The following is a 16,361-nucleotide window of genomic DNA, read 5'->3' on the forward strand; positions in this document are numbered from 1 at the left end:
TGGCAACGACCACCGGCTTGCCGGCGCGCCGGCAGGCGCGGGTCAGCTGCTTCTGGATGCCCGGAACCGCTTCCAGCGGCATTTCCACGCCAAGATCGCCACGCGCAACCATCAGGGCATCGGAAAGCTCGATGATTTCCTCGATGCGTTCGATAGCCTGCGGCTTTTCGATCTTGGACATCAGGCCAACGCGGCCGCGCGAAATCTTGCGCACTTCGGCCAGATCTTCCGGGCGCTGGACGAAGGAAAGCGCAACCCAGTCCACTTCGTTGGTGGCGAGAACAGCATCAAGGTCAACGCGGTCCTTGTCGGTCAGAACGCCGACGCCGAGCAGGGTGTCGGGCAGGCTGATGCCCTTGCGGTCGGAAATCCGGGTGCCGGAAACGACCGTGGTGACGATGCTCTTGCCGTCGCTCTTTTCAGCGCGCAGATGCAGCTTGCCGTCATCGATCAGCAGGCGGTGGCCGGGCTTGACCGCTTCGAGAATTTCAGGATGCGGCAGGAAAACACGGGTGTTGTCGCCGGGTGTATCGTTGTTGTCCAGCGTGAAGGTCTGGCCCGGAACCAGATCGACCTTGGTCTCGGCGAATTTTCCGACGCGCAGCTTGGGACCCTGCAGGTCGGCCAGAATGCCGATGGGACGGCCGTTGCGGCTCTCGACCGAGCGGATACGCGTAATCAGCGTCCGCATCACGTCGTGGCTCGCATGGCTCATATTGATGCGGAAAAGATCGGCGCCGGCCAGATGCAGCTTTTCGATCATCGACTCTTCCGATGAGGCGGGGCCGAGAGTTGCAAGAATTTTGACTTTGCGGTTACGCTTCATCAGTTTTGATTTCCCTGTGTGCCTGGCGTGTCGGAAAGCTGGACCATCCAGCTTCCCTGTCTGCCCGTGTCATATTCCTTGAAACCCATTCTCTGGAAGCTGCGGGCATAACAATCGTCTACACCGGCGATCTTGAACTCGTTTTCCGCCACGCACATGTTGACGTCACCGGTCCAGCGGCCGCCATGGGCGGCGTCCTCGGCATAAAGATAATAATAACGCGACTGCAACTCGCCCTCTATCAGCGTTGCGCAGGTGGAGGAGGGGACCTGCCACCAGCCTTCGCTGACCCAGCCATCCTGCCCCCGGTAGCCGATTGCGACCCCCACGAGGTTTTGCGTGCTGTTGCAGACGCGGAAATCCGCATGCGCGGACTCCACGAACATAAACGGGGTCAGAAACATTGCCGCTGCGGAGAAAAGACGGGCAAGATGCCGAAAGTGGCGAGGAAGAGCGAGAGATGACTGAGTCACGGCTTCCATCCGGATTCCATGGTTATAATGAACACACTTCTTGGCGTGGTCGCCCAAGAATGTCAACGCGAGTTTAATCGATTATATTGTTCGTGGGGTCGTGAGTGCGATAAGGTAGATGGCTGTTCTTTCGCCGAAACTTGCGCCCGGCCTCAAGCCATGCCATCAAGCTTTTCTCCTCAATCCTGCCCCAGAAAATCATCGATGAACGACTTCATACCCTATGAAATCATAGAAGGCGATTATGACAAAGGCATGGTTCTTCTGGCGGACCATGCCATGAACCTCCTGCCGGCACACTACGGCAAACTTGGCCTTCCGCAAACCGCTTTTCATCGCCATATAGCATTTGATATCGGCATCGAAGGGCTAACACGCTCTCTGGCTGCCCGTCTCGGCGTGCCTGCGGTCCTCGGGCGGTTTTCGCGCCTCCTGATTGACCCCAATCGCGGCGAGGACGACCCCACCCTTATCATGAAGATTTCGGACGGGGCGATCATTCCCGGCAATCACCCGATTTCAGATGAGGAATGGCAAAAACGGATCGAGGTTTTCCATCGGCCTTATCACGATGCCGTGGACCGCGTGCTCGCCGGTGTCGCGCAATCGTCGGGGGAGGCGCCGTTTGTTCTGTCGCTGCATTCCTACACACCGTTCTGGAAGGAAACGCCGCGGCCATGGCATGCTGCCGTTCTCTGGGACACGGATAATCGCGCGGTCGATCCGCTTCTGGCGCATTTGCGCGCGACCGGCGATATTCTCGTCGGCGATAACGAACCCTATGACGGCGCGCTGAAGGGCGATACCATGTATCGCCACTGCATGATGAAGGGTATACCGCATGCACTTCTCGAGGTACGGCAGGATCTGATCGCGGATGAGGACGGGATTGCCGGTTGGTCGGACCGGCTCGCTCCCATTTTTGCCGCAATGAACGACGATCCCATTTTGCACGAATATCGGCTGTTCACCTCTCGCACCGGCCCCTATTGAGCCTGGAGTTGCCCCATGACGAAAGAGAACGATAAACAGCAGATCGAATTCGAGGCGGCCGCGTTCCGCCGTCTCGTACAGCACCTTCGCGAGCGTCACGATGTGCAGAACATCGACCTGATGAATCTCGCAGGATTTTGCCGCAATTGCCTTTCCAACTGGTACCGGGAAGCGGCAGATGAGGCCGGTGTCGCGCTCAGCAAGGAGCAATCCCGCGAAATTGTCTACGGAATGCCCTATGAGGACTGGAAGGAAAAATATCAGCCGGAGGCGAGCGATGTTCAAAAAGCCGCCTTTGAGCAGAGCAGACCCACGGAATAATCCCTGATCGACGGAAACGACTTGACGTGAGGCCCGGCAATGGGCAGTTCACAGGCCGGAATTTTTGCTGCCCGGCTGGCGGCGACCGGCGAAGGCTTTGCCCGGATTTAATGAACAAGGCTCATATGAGCTGCCACCAATGAAGGAAGATATGATGGACGAAACGAGCACCACCGAAACCGTCGCCGCCGCCGAACTGCGTCAATTCATCGAACGTGTCGAGCGTCTCGAAGAGGAAAAGGCCGCCATTCAGGGCGATATCAAGGATGTCATGGGCGAAGCGAAGGGCCGTGGTTACGATACCAAGGCGATCCGCACGATCATCCGCCTGCGCAAGAAGGACGCCAACGAGCGTATCGAGGAAGAAACCATCCTTCAGACCTATATGGCCGCGCTTGGCATGGAATGATCGGCTGACGATCTTTTAATGAAAAATCGCCGCTTTTGCGGCGATTTTTATTTGGGCCGTTTGCGAAACTCAGCCGCGTGTGCCCGCCAGCTTTTCGGAAAGGTCGGCGGCCTGTTTGCGGGCGTCCTTGTCCGCAGGATAGAGCGCCAGGTAGCGCTCCCAGGCTTTCAGGGCCAGTTCTTCGCGGCCCGAAGCTTCGAGGATGTTGGCAAGGCTTGCCAGCGCCGGAAAATAGCGCGGCTCCTTCTCCAGCGTCAGGTTGATATCCGCCATTGCCTTGCGGGTGTCGCCATCGGCAAAATGTACCATGGCGCGGCGATAGGGCGCCTGCACATAGTCCGGATCGAGCAGGACGACCTGGTCCAGAAAATCGAAAGCGGCGGCATTGCGCTTCTCGTCCGAAGCCTCGCCTGCCCATTGCATCAGAAGATTGATCGTCGCGCTGCCGGAATCATTCCATTCGGAAGCGATCTGGTTGGCGATGCTGCGCGCCTTGACCGCATTCCGCTCTTTTTTCAGCGATACGAAAAGGGTATCGACGGTCTTGGCGGGTGAAGGCGCAGCCTCTACCGCTGCGGGAGGTTGCCCATCCGCCGCATGGCCAATAGTGACCATTCCTGGAAACAGGAGGCCTGAAAACAGGAAACCCTGAGCGACGAAGATAGCCGTGCAAAAACGATTTGGGCGCATGGGTTAAAGCTTAACCCGACTGCGCCCAATATCAAATGCAAACTTCTACTCTATCAACAAAGTGATCCGCGATCTTGATCGCGAACCGCAGTCAATCAGCCCTGACGAGCCTTGAAGCGCGGGTTCTGCTTGTTGATGATGTAGACGCGGCCCTTGCGGCGAACCAGGCGGTTATCGCGATGACGGGCCTTAAGCGCTTTAAGCGAATTCTTGATTTTCATTTTACTGGTCCGCAGTTTTGCACGGCTTTTACCGTGCTTATTCAAACAATCAAAAGCGCGCAACGGGGCGCGCTCTTTTCGGTTGGCAGGCAAATACCTGTTTGACCCCTGCCTGTCAACACTTGCCGGTGTCTTTGCCTTAAAAGACTGAGGCTTTTCCTGTGTGCAAAAGCTCGGTCACGTGGCCCATCTTGCGGCCGGGCCGTGCTTGCGTCTTGCCGTAGAGATGCACGAGACAGTCTTTTTTCGAAAGCCATGCCGGCACATTGTTGATGTCATCGCCGATGAGGTTGGTCATGACGCAATCCGAATGGCGGGCCGTGCTGCCAGGGGCAAGACCGGAGACGGCACGCATATGCTGTTCGAACTGCGAGATCACACAGGCTGCTTCCGTCCAGTGGCCGGTATTGTGGACGCGTGGCGCCATTTCATTGGCGACCAGCGAACCGTCAGGCAGGACGAAGAACTCGATGCCGATCACGCCGACATAATCGAGTGCCGCCAGAAGCTTTTCCGCCGATTGTACGGCGACCGCCCTTGCCGTATCGGACAGCGCCGCCGGCACGGTGGATGTGTGCAGAATGCCGTTCAGATGAATGTTTTCAGCCGGATCGTAGCAGGTGACGGTGCCGTCCCTGAAACGGGCCGCGATGATCGAGATTTCCCGCTCGAAGGCAACGAAGCTTTCGAGGATGAGCGGCACGCCACCCAGAGCCGCAAAGGCTCCGGTGATATCCTCGCCGCCCCGGAAAAGACGTTGGCCCTTGCCGTCATAGCCCATGCGGCGGGTTTTCAGCACGCCCTTGCCGCTGAAAGCGGTCAATGCCGCTTCCAGTTCTTCCTGACTATCCACGGCGCGAAAATCGGCTGTGGGAATGCCGCAGCCGTTGAGGAAACGCTTCTCCGTCAGCCGGTCCTGCGAGGCGCTGAGCGCCTGCGGCGGCGGATAGACGGGAACGGAGATGCTCAGCGTCTCGGCTGCCGTAACCGGCACGTTCTCGAATTCGTACGTCACGACATCGCAAAGGCGGGCGAGTTCGGCAAGCGCGGCCTCATCGTCATAATCCGCGACGATCTGGCTGTTGCAGACCTGCGCCGCCGGACAATCGGCCTGCGGTTCCAGGACGATGGTGCGGTGGTTGAGGCGCGCCGCCGCCATTGCCAGCATACGGCCAAGCTGTCCGCCGCCGATAATACCGATGGTGAGATTATTGGTTTCCGTCGTCAAGTCAGAGGCTGTCACTGGGCGCTGTCCATGGGATATTCGGCAACCGCTGCCGACTGGCGCGCGCGCCATGCGTCGAGCCGGTCTGCCAGGTCCTCGTCACCGAGCGCCAGAACTGCGGCCGCCAGAAGTGCCGCGTTGATCGCGCCCGCTTTGCCGATGGCAAGCGTCCCGACGGGAATGCCTGCGGGCATCTGGACGATGGAATAGAGGCTGTCCTGCCCGGACATCGTCTTGGACTGGACAGGCACGCCGAAGACCGGAAGAGGTGTCATGGCTGCCGTCATGCCCGGCAGATGGGCGGCGCCGCCCGCACCCGCGATGATGACCTTGAAGCCTTCGTCCTTGGCGCCATTGGCGAAATCATAAAGGCGGTCCGGAGTGCGATGGGCGGAAATGATGCGGGCTTCGTATTCAACGTCCAGCGCATCCAGCGTATCGGCGGCGTTCTTCATGGTCTCCCAGTCGGACTGGCTGCCCATGATAATGGCGACGGGGGGTGTTTCTGCTGTCACTTCGCTTCTCCGGCTTACAGCATAGCATAAAAATCGAATCGATCTTTGCAAAGCACGATGTGTAAATTCAATAGGTTAGATCGTATCTCGCGCGTCCGGCAGGAGGCGCGAGAGACGCTCTAGGCGATGATATCGGGAATAACCTGATCTTCGATCTGGGTCATCTTGTCCTTGACGGCCAGCTTCTTCTTTTTCATGCGCTGTATTCTCAGCGCATCGCAGCTGGTCTGGATCATCGCATTGATCGCTGCGTCATAATCCTCATGCTCCTGGCGCAGCCGCGCCAGCGTGAGCCTGATGTCCGCCTGGTCCTGATCGGGCATCTTGTCATCCCCATTTTATGCCAGCCGGAGAGCCTCCGGCGCGTATGTCATCGGTTCTCGAGCCTCTATCATCAAATCGCGGTAACGGGAAGTTATCCCTTGCGACCAAATTGCCCACTTATTGCCTTCATTTCGCCTTCGACAATACCAACGATCCGTGTCACATTGTCGTCGCAAACCTGAAACTCCAGCGATGGAGCGCTGGAGGTAGGCTTAAAAAATGGAAGGACGTGCCGCATGACCATTCAGGCTCATATTGCATCGCTCGAAAAGAAACACGGTGCTCTGGAGGAGGAGCTCGAAAGTATTCTTGCTTCCCCATCCTCTGACGATAGAGAGATCGCCGACCTCAAACGCCGTAAACTGCGCCTGAAGGATGAACTGCAGAGGCTGAAAGCCTCCACAAGGCACTGATTGATGCCAAGCCGCAGCCTTCGATGAAGGACTGACGGATTTCTTTTCGGCCCTGGCGACACCTACGGTGCTGCCGGGGCCTTTTAGTGGCTGCCGGGATGTTAAAAGGGCAGTCCGTCCCAGAGCAGTTTCAGCGCCGCGATCAGCGCCATGGAATACATCAGTGGGTAAAACACTGATGGCTTCAGGTATTTCACCACCCGTGCACCGGCAAGTGTCGCCAGCATCGCCACCGGCAGCAGGCTGGCGGATGTCTTGAGGTTGGTGGCGTCCAGCGCCCCCAGCGCGAAATAGGGGATGAGCTTGATCGCATTCATGATGGCGAAGAAACGCACGCTCATGCCGGTATAGGTTTTGGGATCGAGCTTCAGCGGCAGGACATAGATCTGGAAGGGCGGGCCACCCGCATGGGCAACGAAACTCGCATAACCCGACAGGCTGGACCAGAGCGTCGCGGCTGCCGGTCGCTGCGGTCTGGCCGGGATTTCCTGCCCCTTGCGGCTTTTGAAGCTCTCCTGGAAATAGCGCAGCACGAACAGGATCGTCACCGAGGCGACGACAAGGCGCATGGCATCTGCGGAGATGAGGCTGGAGGTTGCCCAGCCGAGGGCGATGCCGGCGATGGCGCCGGGCAGCATGATGAGGAGCGTTTCCCGGTGGTTATGGTGCCGCCAGGCCCAAAGCGCCACGAGATCCATCACAATCAGGATCGGCAGGAAGATCGCCGCCGCCTGTACGGGCGGGATCGCGAGCGCCATCAGCGGCACGCCCATTAGGGCCAGTGCGCCGCCGAGTCCGCCCTTGGAAAGACCAACGAGCACGACTGCGGGGATGGCGACGAGGAAAAAATGAAAATCGGTCAGCATGGATGAAGGTTGATCCTTTCGCCGGTCCGGTCTATCGGATTTATCATATCAAAACGAGTGCAGATCGCGCCGAAAGCGTCTTCTGCCTAAAATGGACGAACCGATGACCATAGTTGAAAACCGTTGCCGCCTTGTTCTGATCGTCCCTCAATCGGACGACGCGCAAAAGCAGGCGGCTGATTTGCAGGAAGCATTGCGGGGTGGCGACGTGGCTTCGGTCATCATTCCGCAATACGATCTGGATGACGCTGCTTTCCAGAAACGCGCCGAACTGATCGTACCGATGGTCCAGGAGGCGGGCGCTGCTGCCCTCATCGCCGGTGACAGCCGGGTTGCGAGCCGGGTGAAGGCGGATGGCCTGCATGTGGCGGGCAACGCCGCGGCGCTTGCCGAAGCCGTAGAGAATTTCACGCCGAAGCTGATCGTCGGTGGCGGCAATGCCGATGATCGCCACAAGGCTCTGGAGATGGGTGAGTCCAATCCGGACTACGTCTTTTTTGGAAAGCTCGAAGGCGACATCAAGCCGGAGGCGCATCCTAAAAATCTGGCGCTCGGCGAATGGTGGGCGTCGTTGATCGAGATTCCGTCCATCGTCATGGGCGGCACGGATATCTCCTCGGTGGTGGCCGTGGCTGAAGCCGGCGTGGAATTCGTGGCGATGCGCAGCGGCGTTTTCGACAATGCCGCTGGCGCCGCCCAGGCCGTTTCTGAAATCAACGCGTTGCTTGACGAAAAAGCGCCACGGTTTGGCGGTTGATACAGGCGATGTTGATGCGCTCGGTTCACGTCTGCCTTTCCGTTTCGCTGCTGGCGCTGTCTTTCGGCGCGCCGGCGGGCGTTGCTTTTGCCCAGTCCGGACCGCAGAGCGAAAGCAATGCGCTGTCCCGTCAGTTGGAGGATGAAGCCCAGCCTTCCCGCCAGGGCAGGGTGCAATCCGAAGAGCAGAAGGATTTGCAGCCGTCGCAGGGCGTCAACGTCTATCAGCGTATGGGTGCGGACCTGCCGGCCTTGCCGCCTGAAAAGGAATTCAAGGGTCGGGTGGACGAAGCCTACGGGCACTTCCAGCGCGGCGAATATGTCCAGGCGCTCGACAAGGCGCTGAACCGTGCGCAGAACGGCGATGCCGCCGCCCAGACGCTGGTGGCGGAAATGATGTCGCGTGGTCTCGGCATCGCCCGCGACGAGAAGACCTCGGCCTTCTGGTATCAGCAGGCGGCGCAGGGTGGTGATCCCGTCGCCATGTTCAAATTCGCCCTCATTTTGATGGAGGGCAAATTTGTCACCCGCGACAAGGCGAAGGCCGACGATTACATGCACCGTGCTGCGGAAGCCGGCAATGCTTCGGCCCAGTTCAACTGGGGTCAGATACTGGTTTCGGAAAATCCCGGTGTAAAGGGATTGCTGATGGCCATGCCGTTTTACGAAAAATCCGCCGAACAGGGCATTGCCGACGCGCAATATGCGGTGTCGCAGATCTATTGGTCGGTCAAGGATGTGCCGGCTGAGAAGAAGGCCAAGGCGCGGGATTGGCTGATGCGGGCTGCCAAGGCGGGTTATGATACCGCGCAGGTCGATCTTGGCGTCTGGCTGGTCAACGGTTTTGGCGGCGAGCGAAATCTGGAGGAGGGGTTCCGCTGGCTTTATGGCGCGGCACAGCGCGGCAACGTCGTGGCCCAGAACAAGGTGGCGCATCTTTATATTCAGGCGCTCGGCATCCGGCCTGATCCGATAGAGGCGGCGAAATGGTACGTGCTTTCCCGCCGCGCCGGGCTGAAGGATCCGTCCCTTGAGGACTTTTATCTCGGGATCACCGACGAGCAGCAAAAAAAGGCGATCGAGGCCGCAAATCGTTTCCGTCCGATGTGACGCAAGGCCGGTCGTTCGGCGGCGACGATCGCGTGCCGGCTTTTTGCCTTGAATTTCCGCGCGTTTTGTGGTCTTCAACCCCAAACTTTCATTTCAAGAAAATAATGACGTTCCTGCCCGGCCAGCTTGCGGGCGGTTCGCGAGCTTTCCAGGAAACAAATTCGATGGCCCGTTCAGCCCTTCTCAATGTCATGGTTCAGGCCGCCATCAAGGCGGGTAAGTCTTTGTCGCGTGACTTCGGTGAGGTGCAGAACCTTCAGGTTTCAGTCAAGGGACCGAGCGATTTCGTATCGCAGGCGGACCTCAAGGCCGAAAAGATCGTGCGCGACGAGCTTCTGAAAGCCCGCCCGACCTATGACTTCCTGGGTGAGGAAGGCGGCGAGGAAAAAGGCTCGGACGGTGCGCATCGCTGGATTGTCGATCCGCTTGACGGCACGACGAATTTTCTGCACGGCATCCCCCACTTCGCCGTTTCCATCGCGCTCGAGCGTAACGGCGAAGTCGTCGCCGGTGTGATTTTCAACCCGGCTACCGACGAACTCTACACTGCCGAGCGCGGCAGCGGCGCGTTCCTCAACGACCGACGCATCCGCGTCGCCGCACGCAAGGTGTTGACCGATTGTGTCATCGGCTGCGGCGTGCCGCATCTCGGCCGTGGCAATCACGGCAAATTCCTCGTCGAGCTTCGCCACGTCATGGGTGAAGCGGCGGGCATCCGCCGCATGGGCGCGGCAGCGCTCGACCTTGCCTACGTTGCCGCAGGCCGCCTCGACGGTTTCTGGGAAGCGGATCTTTCGCCATGGGATATGGCGGCTGGTCTCGTGCTGATTCGCGAGGCCGGCGGTTTTGCCTCCGACGCCAAGGGCGGCACGGATATCTTCGGTAGCGGCAGCGTTGCCGCCGGAAACGAATATATCCACAAGGCGCTTGTGGAAGTTGCCAACCGCCCGATACCGGGCCGTTGATCGATTTCGGCAGAAAACCTGCCGTTTAATGCAAGTTTTAGGCGTCCGGCGAACCCTTGCCGGACGTTTTTGTTTTTTCGGTCTTTGGTCCAGCCGGCTTTCGTGAAAGGTCTGTGACGAAAGACCGGCTTTTCGCTTCAAATCGTCGCAATTTTCAAATAGCTTCCGATTGATACGTGACCAAAGGGAATGCGAACGTTATGGCGGATTCGGAGTTGCTCGATCTCGGCGTGGAGAAGCCGGTGACCACACGGCAATACAGCCACAAGCTGTCCAGCCCCACACCGTTTCTTTGGACGATGGTTCTGTTTCTGATCCTCGTGGGCTTTCTGGCGGCCATTCTTTACCGGCAGACGCACACCGCCTTCATGACGAACCCCGGCTTGAACGGCTTCATTCTCGGCGTTCTCGTCATCGGTATCATTCTGGTGTTCACGCAGACCATGAGCCTGCGCTCGGAAGTCCGCTGGTTCAATGCATTCCGGGCAGCCGGCAGCGTCGAAAAAGCCGGTCGCGCGCCAAAACTGCTTGCCCCCATGAGCACGCTGATCGGCAAGCGTGGCGAAGTCCGGCTTTCTGCCGTCACGCAGCGGACGATCCTCGATTCCATCGCAACGCGCCTTGATGAAAGCCGCGATACGTCGCGTTATCTCGTCGGTCTTCTGGTCTTTCTGGGTCTGCTCGGCACCTTCTGGGGCCTGATCGGCACAATCGGCGCCATCAGCAATGTCATACAGTCGCTCGATCCGAGCGCCGGTGACAGCAACGATGTTCTGGGTTCGCTCAAGGCCGGTCTCACCGCGCCGCTTGCCGGCATGGGAACGGCGTTTTCCTCGTCGCTTCTCGGTCTTTCAGGCTCGCTGATCCTCGGTTTCCTCGACCTGCAGGCCGGTCGTGCCCAGAACCGTTTTTACACCCAGCTGGAAAACTGGCTGTCCGAGGTGACGGATACATCGGCGGATGGGCCGAGGGAATTCAAGGCGGAGCCCGGCGCCGTGGTCAGCACCGAACGTTCGCTTGCGGCCATGACAAGCCTCGCCGAAGGCATTCAGGGTCTCGTCAAGAACATGCGCAGCGAACAGCAGATGTTGCGTGACTGGATCGAGGCGCAGCAGGAGGAATCGAAATCGCTCCGCCGCACGCTCGACAAGCTGTCGACGCGCATCGACAGCGAGACAAAATCCTCCGGACGCACCCGGCACGATAACGGGAGCGAGTAGCCATGGCGCTTGCGCGCAACCGCCGCCGCGACAGGGGTGTAGATTATTGGCCGGGTTTCGTCGATGCGCTGTCGACGCTGCTGATGGCCATCATGTTTCTGCTCACGGTCTTCGTGCTGGCGCAATTCGTCCTTTCGCGAGAAATCACCGGCAAGGACGAGGTGTTGACGCGTCTCAATAGCCAGATTGCGGAGTTGACCGAACTTCTGGCCATGGAAAAAGGCAACAAGCAGGATGTCGAGGACGCGCTCGCGAGCCTGCAATCCACGCTTGCGGCATCCGAAAACGAACGTTCACGCCTGCAGTCGCTTCTCGACGCCGGTACTGGCAGCAGCGCGAGCGCCAATGCCAGGATCGGCAACCTGACTGGCGAGCTGGACGACCAGAGACAAGCCAATTCCCGGGCGTCGGCGCAGATCGAGTTGCTCAACCAGCAGATCGCGGCGCTGCGAGCGCAGATAGCCTCGGTGGAAGCCGCTTTGCAGGCGTCGGAGGCCAAGGACACCTCGTCTCAGGTCAAGATTGCCGATCTCGGCCGCCGTCTTAATGTCGCGCTGGCGCAGCGGGTTCAGGAACTCAACCGCTACCGTTCGGATTTCTTCGGAAGGCTGCGCGAAATCCTCTCGGATCGCGAAAACATCCGCATCGTTGGCGACCGGTTCGTCTTCCAGTCCGAAGTGCTGTTTCCCTCTGGTGGCAACGATCTCAACCCGGAAGGGCAGGCGGAGATGGAGAAGCTGGCGACCGCGCTGATCGATCTCGCCAAGGAAATCCCCGCGGAGATCAACTGGGTCTTGCGCGTGGATGGCCATACGGACAATGTCCAGCTTTCCGGTTCCGGTCGTTTCCGCGACAATTGGGAACTTTCTTCGGCGCGCGCGACCTCGGTGGTGAAATTCCTGATTTCCAGGGGCGTTCCGTCGAACCGGCTGGCCGCTGCCGGTTTTGGCGAATATCAGCCGATAGCCGAAGGCGACACGCCGGAAGCGCGCCAACAGAACCGTCGCATCGAACTCAAGCTCACCGAGCGATAATTCCTATGGAGAATAAATGACGTTTCCACATGAGCCTTATGCTGTAGCGCAATTGGCGATGTCACAGTTGAAATCGGCCATCTATCTCTTGTTGAAAGACGCCAAGAGTGAGGGAATGAAGAACTCCGAAATCGGTCGATCGCTTGGAATCTATACGGGCCACGTTGATCACGAAGGCCATGTTCCACGCACCTTACTGTCCATCATGGAGGCAGAAGGCGTGGTAGAACAAAACAAAGAAACGAAGGCTTGGTCACTTAAGAAATTTTAGGCCACGCTGCTGATTATCTCTCTCAGACGTGGTCTTCTGCGATATTTTGTAGTTTACGTGCGCGTAAAGGTAATTCCGTCATATCTGGGAGGGGCTGATGGAACGATATGATGTAATCATTGTCGGCGCGGGACTTGCCGGGCTTGTAGCAGCGACCGAAGCCGTCGAGCGGGGATTCAGCGTTTGCCTCGTGGATCAGGAGGGGGAACAAAACCTCGGCGGGCAGGCCTTCTGGTCGCTGGGCGGCCTGTTTTTCATCGATAGTCCCGAGCAGCGACGGATGCGGGTGCGCGACAGTCTTGAGCTTGCGCGGCAGGACTGGTTCGGTTCGGCCGGTTTCGACCGCCCCGAAGATCACTGGCCGCGCCGCTGGGCGGAGGCCTATCTCAATTTCGCCGCCGGCGAGAAGCGCGAATGGCTGCATCGGTTGGGCGTGCGCTGGTTTCCCGTGGTCGGCTGGGCTGAGCGTGGTGGGGCCTTTGCCCATGGCCACGGCAACTCCGTTCCGCGTTTCCACGTCACATGGGGCACGGGTCCGGGCGTGCTGGCGCCCTTTGTTGAAAAGGCGAAGGCCATGGCGGCAAGCGGCCGGCTCACCTTTCGGTTCCGCCACCGGGTCGACCATCTGGACATCACCGACGACAAGGTAACCGGTATTTCGGGCGCTGTTCTTACCGCGGACCCGGTGTTGCGCGGACAACAAAGCAGCCGGGAGGAGCAGGGTGATTTTGCCCTTTCGGCCTCAGCGGTCATCGTCAGTTCCGGCGGCATTGGCGGCAATCGGGAACTGGTGCGGCGCAACTGGCCGGTGGAGCGCCTGGGTAGCCCACCCGCGAGCATGGTCTGCGGTGTGCCCGCGCATGTGGATGGCCGCATGCTTGCCATTACCGAAGCAGCGGGCGGAACCGTCATCAATCGCGACCGCATGTGGCATTATACCGAGGGTGTAAAAAATCACGATCCGATCTGGCCGGATCACGGTATCCGCATCCTGCCCGGCCCCTCGTCCTTCTGGTGCGACGCGGACGGAAACCGGCTCCCAGCGCCCGCCATGCCCGGCTTCGACACGCTCGGCACGCTTAAAATGCTGGGCGAGCGCGGCAGCGGCCACAGCTGGTTCATTCTGACCAAGGCGATCATCAAGAAAGAATTCGCACTTTCAGGCTCGGAGCAAAATCCGGATCTGACGGGTAAGGATGTGCGGTTGCTGCTCAAACGGCTGGGCAAGGAGCCGCCGGGGCCGGTGCAGGCTTTCATGGAGCGCGGCGAAGATTTCGCCGTCCGCGATACGCTGGAAGAGCTTGTGGCGGCGATGAACACGATCAGCGGCGACAACCGGCTGGATATAGGCCATATCCGCCAGCAGATCGAGGCGCGCGACCGGCAGATCGACAATGGTTTCTGCAAGGATGCGCAGGTAACGGCGATCCACGGCGCACGGCGTTATCTCGGCGACAGGCTGATGCGCACCGCAAAACCGCACCGGTTGCTCGATCCGGCGATGGGGCCGCTGATTGCCGTGCGCCTGCATGTTCTGACGCGAAAGACGCTGGGCGGCCTGCATACGGATCTGGAAGCGCGGGTGCTGGACGCTGCCGGTAATCCGGTGCCGGGTCTTTATGCCGCCGGTGAGGTGGCGGGTTTCGGCGGCGGCGGCATGCACGGATATAATGCGCTGGAGGGCACATTCCTCGGTGGATGCCTGTTTTCCGGCCGCGTTGCGGGGCGAAACGTGCTGGCGTGAGCGCCTTAGGCTTGAGCGCGCAATTCGTCCGGCCCGGTCTGGAATTGCAGCCGGGCAAGCCTTGCATAAAGGCCGTTCTGGCGAATGAGGCTCTGGTGCGTGCCTTCCTCGATGATGCGGCCTTCATCCATCACCAGAATGCGGTCTGCCTTGAGCACGGTGGCGAGGCGATGGGCAATGACGATGGTGGTGCGGGTTTTCATCAGCTCATCGAGCGCCTTCTGTACCAGCGTTTCGCTTTCCGCATCCAGTGCGGAGGTCGCTTCGTCCAGCAACAGGATCGGCGCATTACGCAGGATGGCGCGGGCAATGGCGAGGCGCTGGCGCTGGCCGCCGGAAAGTGTGACGCCGCGTTCTCCCACCTGCGTGTCATAGCCATCGGTCAACCGGGCGATGAAACTGTCCGCCTGCGCGGCGATGGCGGCGGTGCGGACCTCCTCGCGTGTCGCATCCGGCCGGCCGAATGCGATATTATCGTGGATGGAGGAGGCGAATATCGCCACATCTTGCGGAACGATGGACAGGCGCGCGCGTAGGTCGGCAAGACTGACGGCACGGATATCGGTGCCATCGACGGTGATACGGCCCTGTTGCGGATCGTAAAACCGCATCAACAGCGAGAAGACCGTGCTTTTGCCCGCACCGGAAGGGCCGACGATGGCGATGGTTTCGCCGGCGCTGATCTTAAAGGAGAGGCCGGATATGATCGGGCCACCGGTTGCTCGCGGATAAATAAAGCCGACATTCTCGAATGCCGCCTCGCCGCGCGGCGGGTTGACCATGGAAACGGGTGCTGCCGGTTCCGCGACGGGCGAGCGTTCGTTCAGCAGTTCGGAAAGCCGTTCGGCCGCACCGCCCGCCTGCGCGAGTTCACCCCAGACCTCGGAGAGCTGGCCGAGGCCGCTTGCCGCGATGACCGAATAAAGCACGAACTGGCCGAGTGTACCGGCGGTCATGCCGCCGGACAAAACGCTCTGCGCGCCATACCAGAGAATGCCGACAACGCTGCCGAAGACGAGCGCGATGGCGACGGCGGTAAGAATGGACCGGGCGCCGATCGCCGCGCGTGCACCTTGATAGGCGGCCTCCACGGAGGCGCCGTAACGGGCATTCGCCAGCGCCTCGGCGTTGAAGGACTGCACTGTGCGGCTTGCCCCGATCGTTTCCGAAGCATAGGCGGCGGAATTGGCCAATGTGTCCTGCGTGTTGCGGGAGCGGGCGCGAACCGAACGCCCGAAGGCAATCAGCGGAAACACGATGAAGGGAATGGCAAGCAGCGCAAGGCCGGAAAGACCGGGGCTGGTATAGATCATCATCGCGACAGCGCCACTGCACATGATGATGTTGCGCAGCGCCACGGAGGCGGAGGAGCCGAAGGCGGAGCGGATCTGTACGGTATCGGCGGTCAGCCGCGAGGTCAGCTCGCCGGATCGGTTGGCATCGAAAAACTGCTGCGACAACGTGGTGAGATGGGCAAAGACATCACGGCGCAGATCGGCGACGACCCTTTCGCCGATGGTCATGACGTAATAATAGCGCATGGCGCTGGCAAGCGCGAGGAGGACGGCAATCGCCAGAAGCATGGCGAAATAGCTGTTGATCATGCCGCCATCCGGCGTCTGGAAGCCATGGTCGATGATGCGGCGAACGGCCAGCGGCAGAGCCAGTGTCGTGGCGGAGGAAAGCGCAAGCGCGAAAAGGGCCGCCGCCATCAGGCCGCGATAACGCCTGAGATAGGGAAACAGGCCAAGAAGCGGCTTCAGGCTTCTCTGTTTCGCCGCTTTCTGCTCTTCAATGTCTGCCACGTCCTCGATACTCCTCGTTCGGTGCCGTTTTTCGGCCTTTTGCGGGTGAATTTCCGGCGCGCGGTAAAATTCCTGTCCCTGAGGCCATCTCCTTTCACAAGGGGATAGCAGGCTCTTGTTATCTGGGCGACCTTCATGTATAGGCTCCGCATCGAATTGGGAAGCCATAGCCCATCTGGA

20 protein-coding genes are annotated in these 16,361 nt (G+C 59.7%); 11 read left to right on the top strand and 9 right to left on the bottom strand.

The annotated features are described in order from the left end of the window. Together RS75_RS18385 and RS75_RS18390 are read right to left on the bottom strand one after the other, a co-directional pair. Positions 1–826: pyruvate kinase (locus RS75_RS18385; RefSeq protein ID WP_045023204.1), on the bottom strand; the 826-nt coding region annotated here is incomplete at its 3' end. Continuing rightward, positions 826–1,212: a DUF1036 domain-containing protein gene (locus RS75_RS18390; RefSeq protein ID WP_407691559.1), complete on the bottom strand. Its 387-nt coding sequence runs from the start codon at positions 1,210–1,212 to the stop codon at positions 826–828. The genes RS75_RS18390 and RS75_RS18385, both read right to left, overlap by 1 nt. Positions 1,213–1,503: 291 nt before the next feature. Between RS75_RS18390 and RS75_RS18395 the strand changes: the two genes are divergently transcribed. The 3 genes from RS75_RS18395 to RS75_RS18405 all read left to right on the top strand — a co-directional run bounded on the left by RS75_RS18395 (position 1,504) and on the right by RS75_RS18405 (position 3,022). Next, complete coding sequence (locus RS75_RS18395) at positions 1,504–2,292, top strand: N-formylglutamate amidohydrolase (protein WP_045023205.1); 789 nt, start codon at positions 1,504–1,506, stop codon at positions 2,290–2,292. Between the two features lie 15 nt (positions 2,293–2,307). Continuing rightward, positions 2,308–2,613, top strand: coding sequence for a DUF1244 domain-containing protein (locus tag RS75_RS18400; RefSeq protein ID WP_045023206.1), 306 nt, complete (start codon positions 2,308–2,310; stop codon positions 2,611–2,613). Positions 2,614–2,764: 151 nt separating this feature from the next. Further along, entirely contained in the window at positions 2,765–3,022 is a 258-nt protein-coding gene (locus tag RS75_RS18405) for a DUF2312 domain-containing protein (RefSeq protein ID WP_006314683.1), read from the top strand. A 69-nt stretch (positions 3,023–3,091) separates the two neighbouring features. Here the strand turns inward: RS75_RS18405 and RS75_RS18410 are convergent, their stop codons facing one another. From RS75_RS18410 to RS75_RS18430, 5 genes are all read right to left on the bottom strand, one after another. Then, a complete protein-coding gene (locus RS75_RS18410; RefSeq protein WP_045023208.1) occupies positions 3,092–3,712 on the bottom strand; it encodes a tetratricopeptide repeat protein in 621 nt (206 codons plus the stop codon). A 95-nt stretch (positions 3,713–3,807) separates the two neighbouring features. Continuing rightward, the gene (ykgO, locus tag RS75_RS18415) at positions 3,808–3,933 is read right to left on the bottom strand and encodes a type B 50S ribosomal protein L36 (protein ID WP_003497670.1); all 126 of its coding nucleotides are present in this window, start codon (positions 3,931–3,933) and stop codon (positions 3,808–3,810) included. A 139-nt stretch (positions 3,934–4,072) separates the two neighbouring features. Then, complete coding sequence (locus RS75_RS18420; RefSeq protein ID WP_084687081.1) at positions 4,073–5,161, bottom strand: 5-(carboxyamino)imidazole ribonucleotide synthase; 1,089 nt, start codon at positions 5,159–5,161, stop codon at positions 4,073–4,075. Between the two features lie 11 nt (positions 5,162–5,172). Continuing rightward, positions 5,173–5,640, bottom strand: a complete 468-nt coding sequence (purE, locus tag RS75_RS18425; protein WP_034501985.1) for a 5-(carboxyamino)imidazole ribonucleotide mutase — start codon at positions 5,638–5,640, stop codon at positions 5,173–5,175. A gap of 152 nt (positions 5,641–5,792) precedes the next feature. Beyond that, positions 5,793–5,996 carry a YdcH family protein gene (locus RS75_RS18430; RefSeq protein ID WP_006314698.1) on the bottom strand — a complete coding sequence of 68 codons (204 nt, stop codon included), beginning with the start codon at positions 5,994–5,996 and terminating at the stop codon, positions 5,793–5,795. Positions 5,997–6,233: 237 nt separating this feature from the next. On the opposite strand from RS75_RS18430, the gene RS75_RS18435 reads away from it, so the two are divergent. Continuing rightward, positions 6,234–6,410: a YdcH family protein gene (locus RS75_RS18435; protein WP_003506164.1), complete on the top strand. Its 177-nt coding sequence runs from the start codon at positions 6,234–6,236 to the stop codon at positions 6,408–6,410. A gap of 101 nt (positions 6,411–6,511) precedes the next feature. Here RS75_RS18435 and RS75_RS18440 read toward each other — a convergent pair whose 3' ends face one another. After that, a complete protein-coding gene (locus tag RS75_RS18440; protein WP_045023211.1) occupies positions 6,512–7,276 on the bottom strand; it encodes a sulfite exporter TauE/SafE family protein in 765 nt (254 codons plus the stop codon). Between the two features lie 103 nt (positions 7,277–7,379). Here RS75_RS18440 and RS75_RS18445 point away from each other — a divergent pair, with 103 nt between their 5' ends. From RS75_RS18445 to RS75_RS18475, 7 genes are all read left to right on the top strand, one after another. Continuing rightward, a complete protein-coding gene (locus RS75_RS18445) occupies positions 7,380–8,033 on the top strand; it encodes a thiamine phosphate synthase (protein ID WP_045023291.1) in 654 nt (217 codons plus the stop codon). 8 nt (positions 8,034–8,041) lie between these two features. Next, positions 8,042–9,142 carry a tetratricopeptide repeat protein gene (locus RS75_RS18450; protein ID WP_045023213.1) on the top strand — a complete coding sequence of 367 codons (1,101 nt, stop codon included), beginning with the start codon at positions 8,042–8,044 and terminating at the stop codon, positions 9,140–9,142. A 164-nt stretch (positions 9,143–9,306) separates the two neighbouring features. Next, positions 9,307–10,107, top strand: coding sequence for an inositol monophosphatase family protein (locus RS75_RS18455; RefSeq protein WP_045023292.1), 801 nt, complete (start codon positions 9,307–9,309; stop codon positions 10,105–10,107). 200 nt (positions 10,108–10,307) lie between these two features. Next, positions 10,308–11,327: a hypothetical protein gene (locus tag RS75_RS18460; RefSeq protein ID WP_045023214.1), complete on the top strand. Its 1,020-nt coding sequence runs from the start codon at positions 10,308–10,310 to the stop codon at positions 11,325–11,327. Positions 11,328–11,329: 2 nt separating this feature from the next. Then, complete coding sequence (locus RS75_RS18465) at positions 11,330–12,361, top strand: peptidoglycan -binding protein (RefSeq protein WP_045023215.1); 1,032 nt, start codon at positions 11,330–11,332, stop codon at positions 12,359–12,361. 16 nt (positions 12,362–12,377) lie between these two features. Beyond that, positions 12,378–12,632 carry a hypothetical protein gene (locus RS75_RS18470; RefSeq protein WP_045023217.1) on the top strand — a complete coding sequence of 85 codons (255 nt, stop codon included), beginning with the start codon at positions 12,378–12,380 and terminating at the stop codon, positions 12,630–12,632. 97 nt (positions 12,633–12,729) lie between these two features. Continuing rightward, positions 12,730–14,376: an FAD-binding dehydrogenase gene (locus RS75_RS18475; RefSeq protein WP_045023218.1), complete on the top strand. Its 1,647-nt coding sequence runs from the start codon at positions 12,730–12,732 to the stop codon at positions 14,374–14,376. A 5-nt stretch (positions 14,377–14,381) separates the two neighbouring features. Here the strand turns inward: RS75_RS18475 and RS75_RS18480 are convergent, their stop codons facing one another. Continuing rightward, a complete protein-coding gene (locus RS75_RS18480) occupies positions 14,382–16,181 on the bottom strand; it encodes an ABC transporter transmembrane domain-containing protein (RefSeq protein WP_045023219.1) in 1,800 nt (599 codons plus the stop codon). Positions 16,182–16,361 lie beyond the last annotated feature (180 nt).

This window comes from Rhizobium nepotum 39/7 (assembly GCF_000949865.1).
Classification (GTDB): domain Bacteria; phylum Pseudomonadota; class Alphaproteobacteria; order Rhizobiales; family Rhizobiaceae; genus Agrobacterium; species Agrobacterium nepotum.

What these genes read in the sequence shown, in the direction of transcription:
- RS75_RS18450 (WP_045023213.1), top strand. Translation starts at nt 8,042, where the DNA reads ATGTTGATGCGCTCGGTTCACGTCTGCCTTTCCGTTTCGCTGCTGGCG.
- RS75_RS18460 (WP_045023214.1), top strand. Translation starts at nt 10,308, where the DNA reads ATGGCGGATTCGGAGTTGCTCGATCTCGGCGTGGAGAAGCCGGTGACC.
- RS75_RS18440 (WP_045023211.1), bottom strand. Translation starts at nt 7,276, where the DNA reads ATGCTGACCGATTTTCATTTTTTCCTCGTCGCCATCCCCGCAGTCGTG.
- ykgO (WP_003497670.1), bottom strand. Translation starts at nt 3,933, where the DNA reads ATGAAAATCAAGAATTCGCTTAAAGCGCTTAAGGCCCGTCATCGCGAT.
- RS75_RS18405 (WP_006314683.1), top strand. Translation starts at nt 2,765, where the DNA reads ATGATGGACGAAACGAGCACCACCGAAACCGTCGCCGCCGCCGAACTG.
- RS75_RS18410 (WP_045023208.1), bottom strand. Translation starts at nt 3,712, where the DNA reads ATGCGCCCAAATCGTTTTTGCACGGCTATCTTCGTCGCTCAGGGTTTC.
- RS75_RS18430 (WP_006314698.1), bottom strand. Translation starts at nt 5,996, where the DNA reads ATGCCCGATCAGGACCAGGCGGACATCAGGCTCACGCTGGCGCGGCTG.
- RS75_RS18435 (WP_003506164.1), top strand. Translation starts at nt 6,234, where the DNA reads ATGACCATTCAGGCTCATATTGCATCGCTCGAAAAGAAACACGGTGCT.
- RS75_RS18395 (WP_045023205.1), top strand. Translation starts at nt 1,504, where the DNA reads ATGAACGACTTCATACCCTATGAAATCATAGAAGGCGATTATGACAAA.
- RS75_RS18390 (WP_407691559.1), bottom strand. Translation starts at nt 1,212, where the DNA reads ATGTTCGTGGAGTCCGCGCATGCGGATTTCCGCGTCTGCAACAGCACG.
- purE (WP_034501985.1), bottom strand. Translation starts at nt 5,640, where the DNA reads ATGGGCAGCCAGTCCGACTGGGAGACCATGAAGAACGCCGCCGATACG.
- RS75_RS18445 (WP_045023291.1), top strand. Translation starts at nt 7,380, where the DNA reads ATGACCATAGTTGAAAACCGTTGCCGCCTTGTTCTGATCGTCCCTCAA.
- RS75_RS18455 (WP_045023292.1), top strand. Translation starts at nt 9,307, where the DNA reads ATGGCCCGTTCAGCCCTTCTCAATGTCATGGTTCAGGCCGCCATCAAG.
- RS75_RS18465 (WP_045023215.1), top strand. Translation starts at nt 11,330, where the DNA reads ATGGCGCTTGCGCGCAACCGCCGCCGCGACAGGGGTGTAGATTATTGG.
- RS75_RS18470 (WP_045023217.1), top strand. Translation starts at nt 12,378, where the DNA reads ATGACGTTTCCACATGAGCCTTATGCTGTAGCGCAATTGGCGATGTCA.
- RS75_RS18400 (WP_045023206.1), top strand. Translation starts at nt 2,308, where the DNA reads ATGACGAAAGAGAACGATAAACAGCAGATCGAATTCGAGGCGGCCGCG.
- RS75_RS18475 (WP_045023218.1), top strand. Translation starts at nt 12,730, where the DNA reads ATGGAACGATATGATGTAATCATTGTCGGCGCGGGACTTGCCGGGCTT.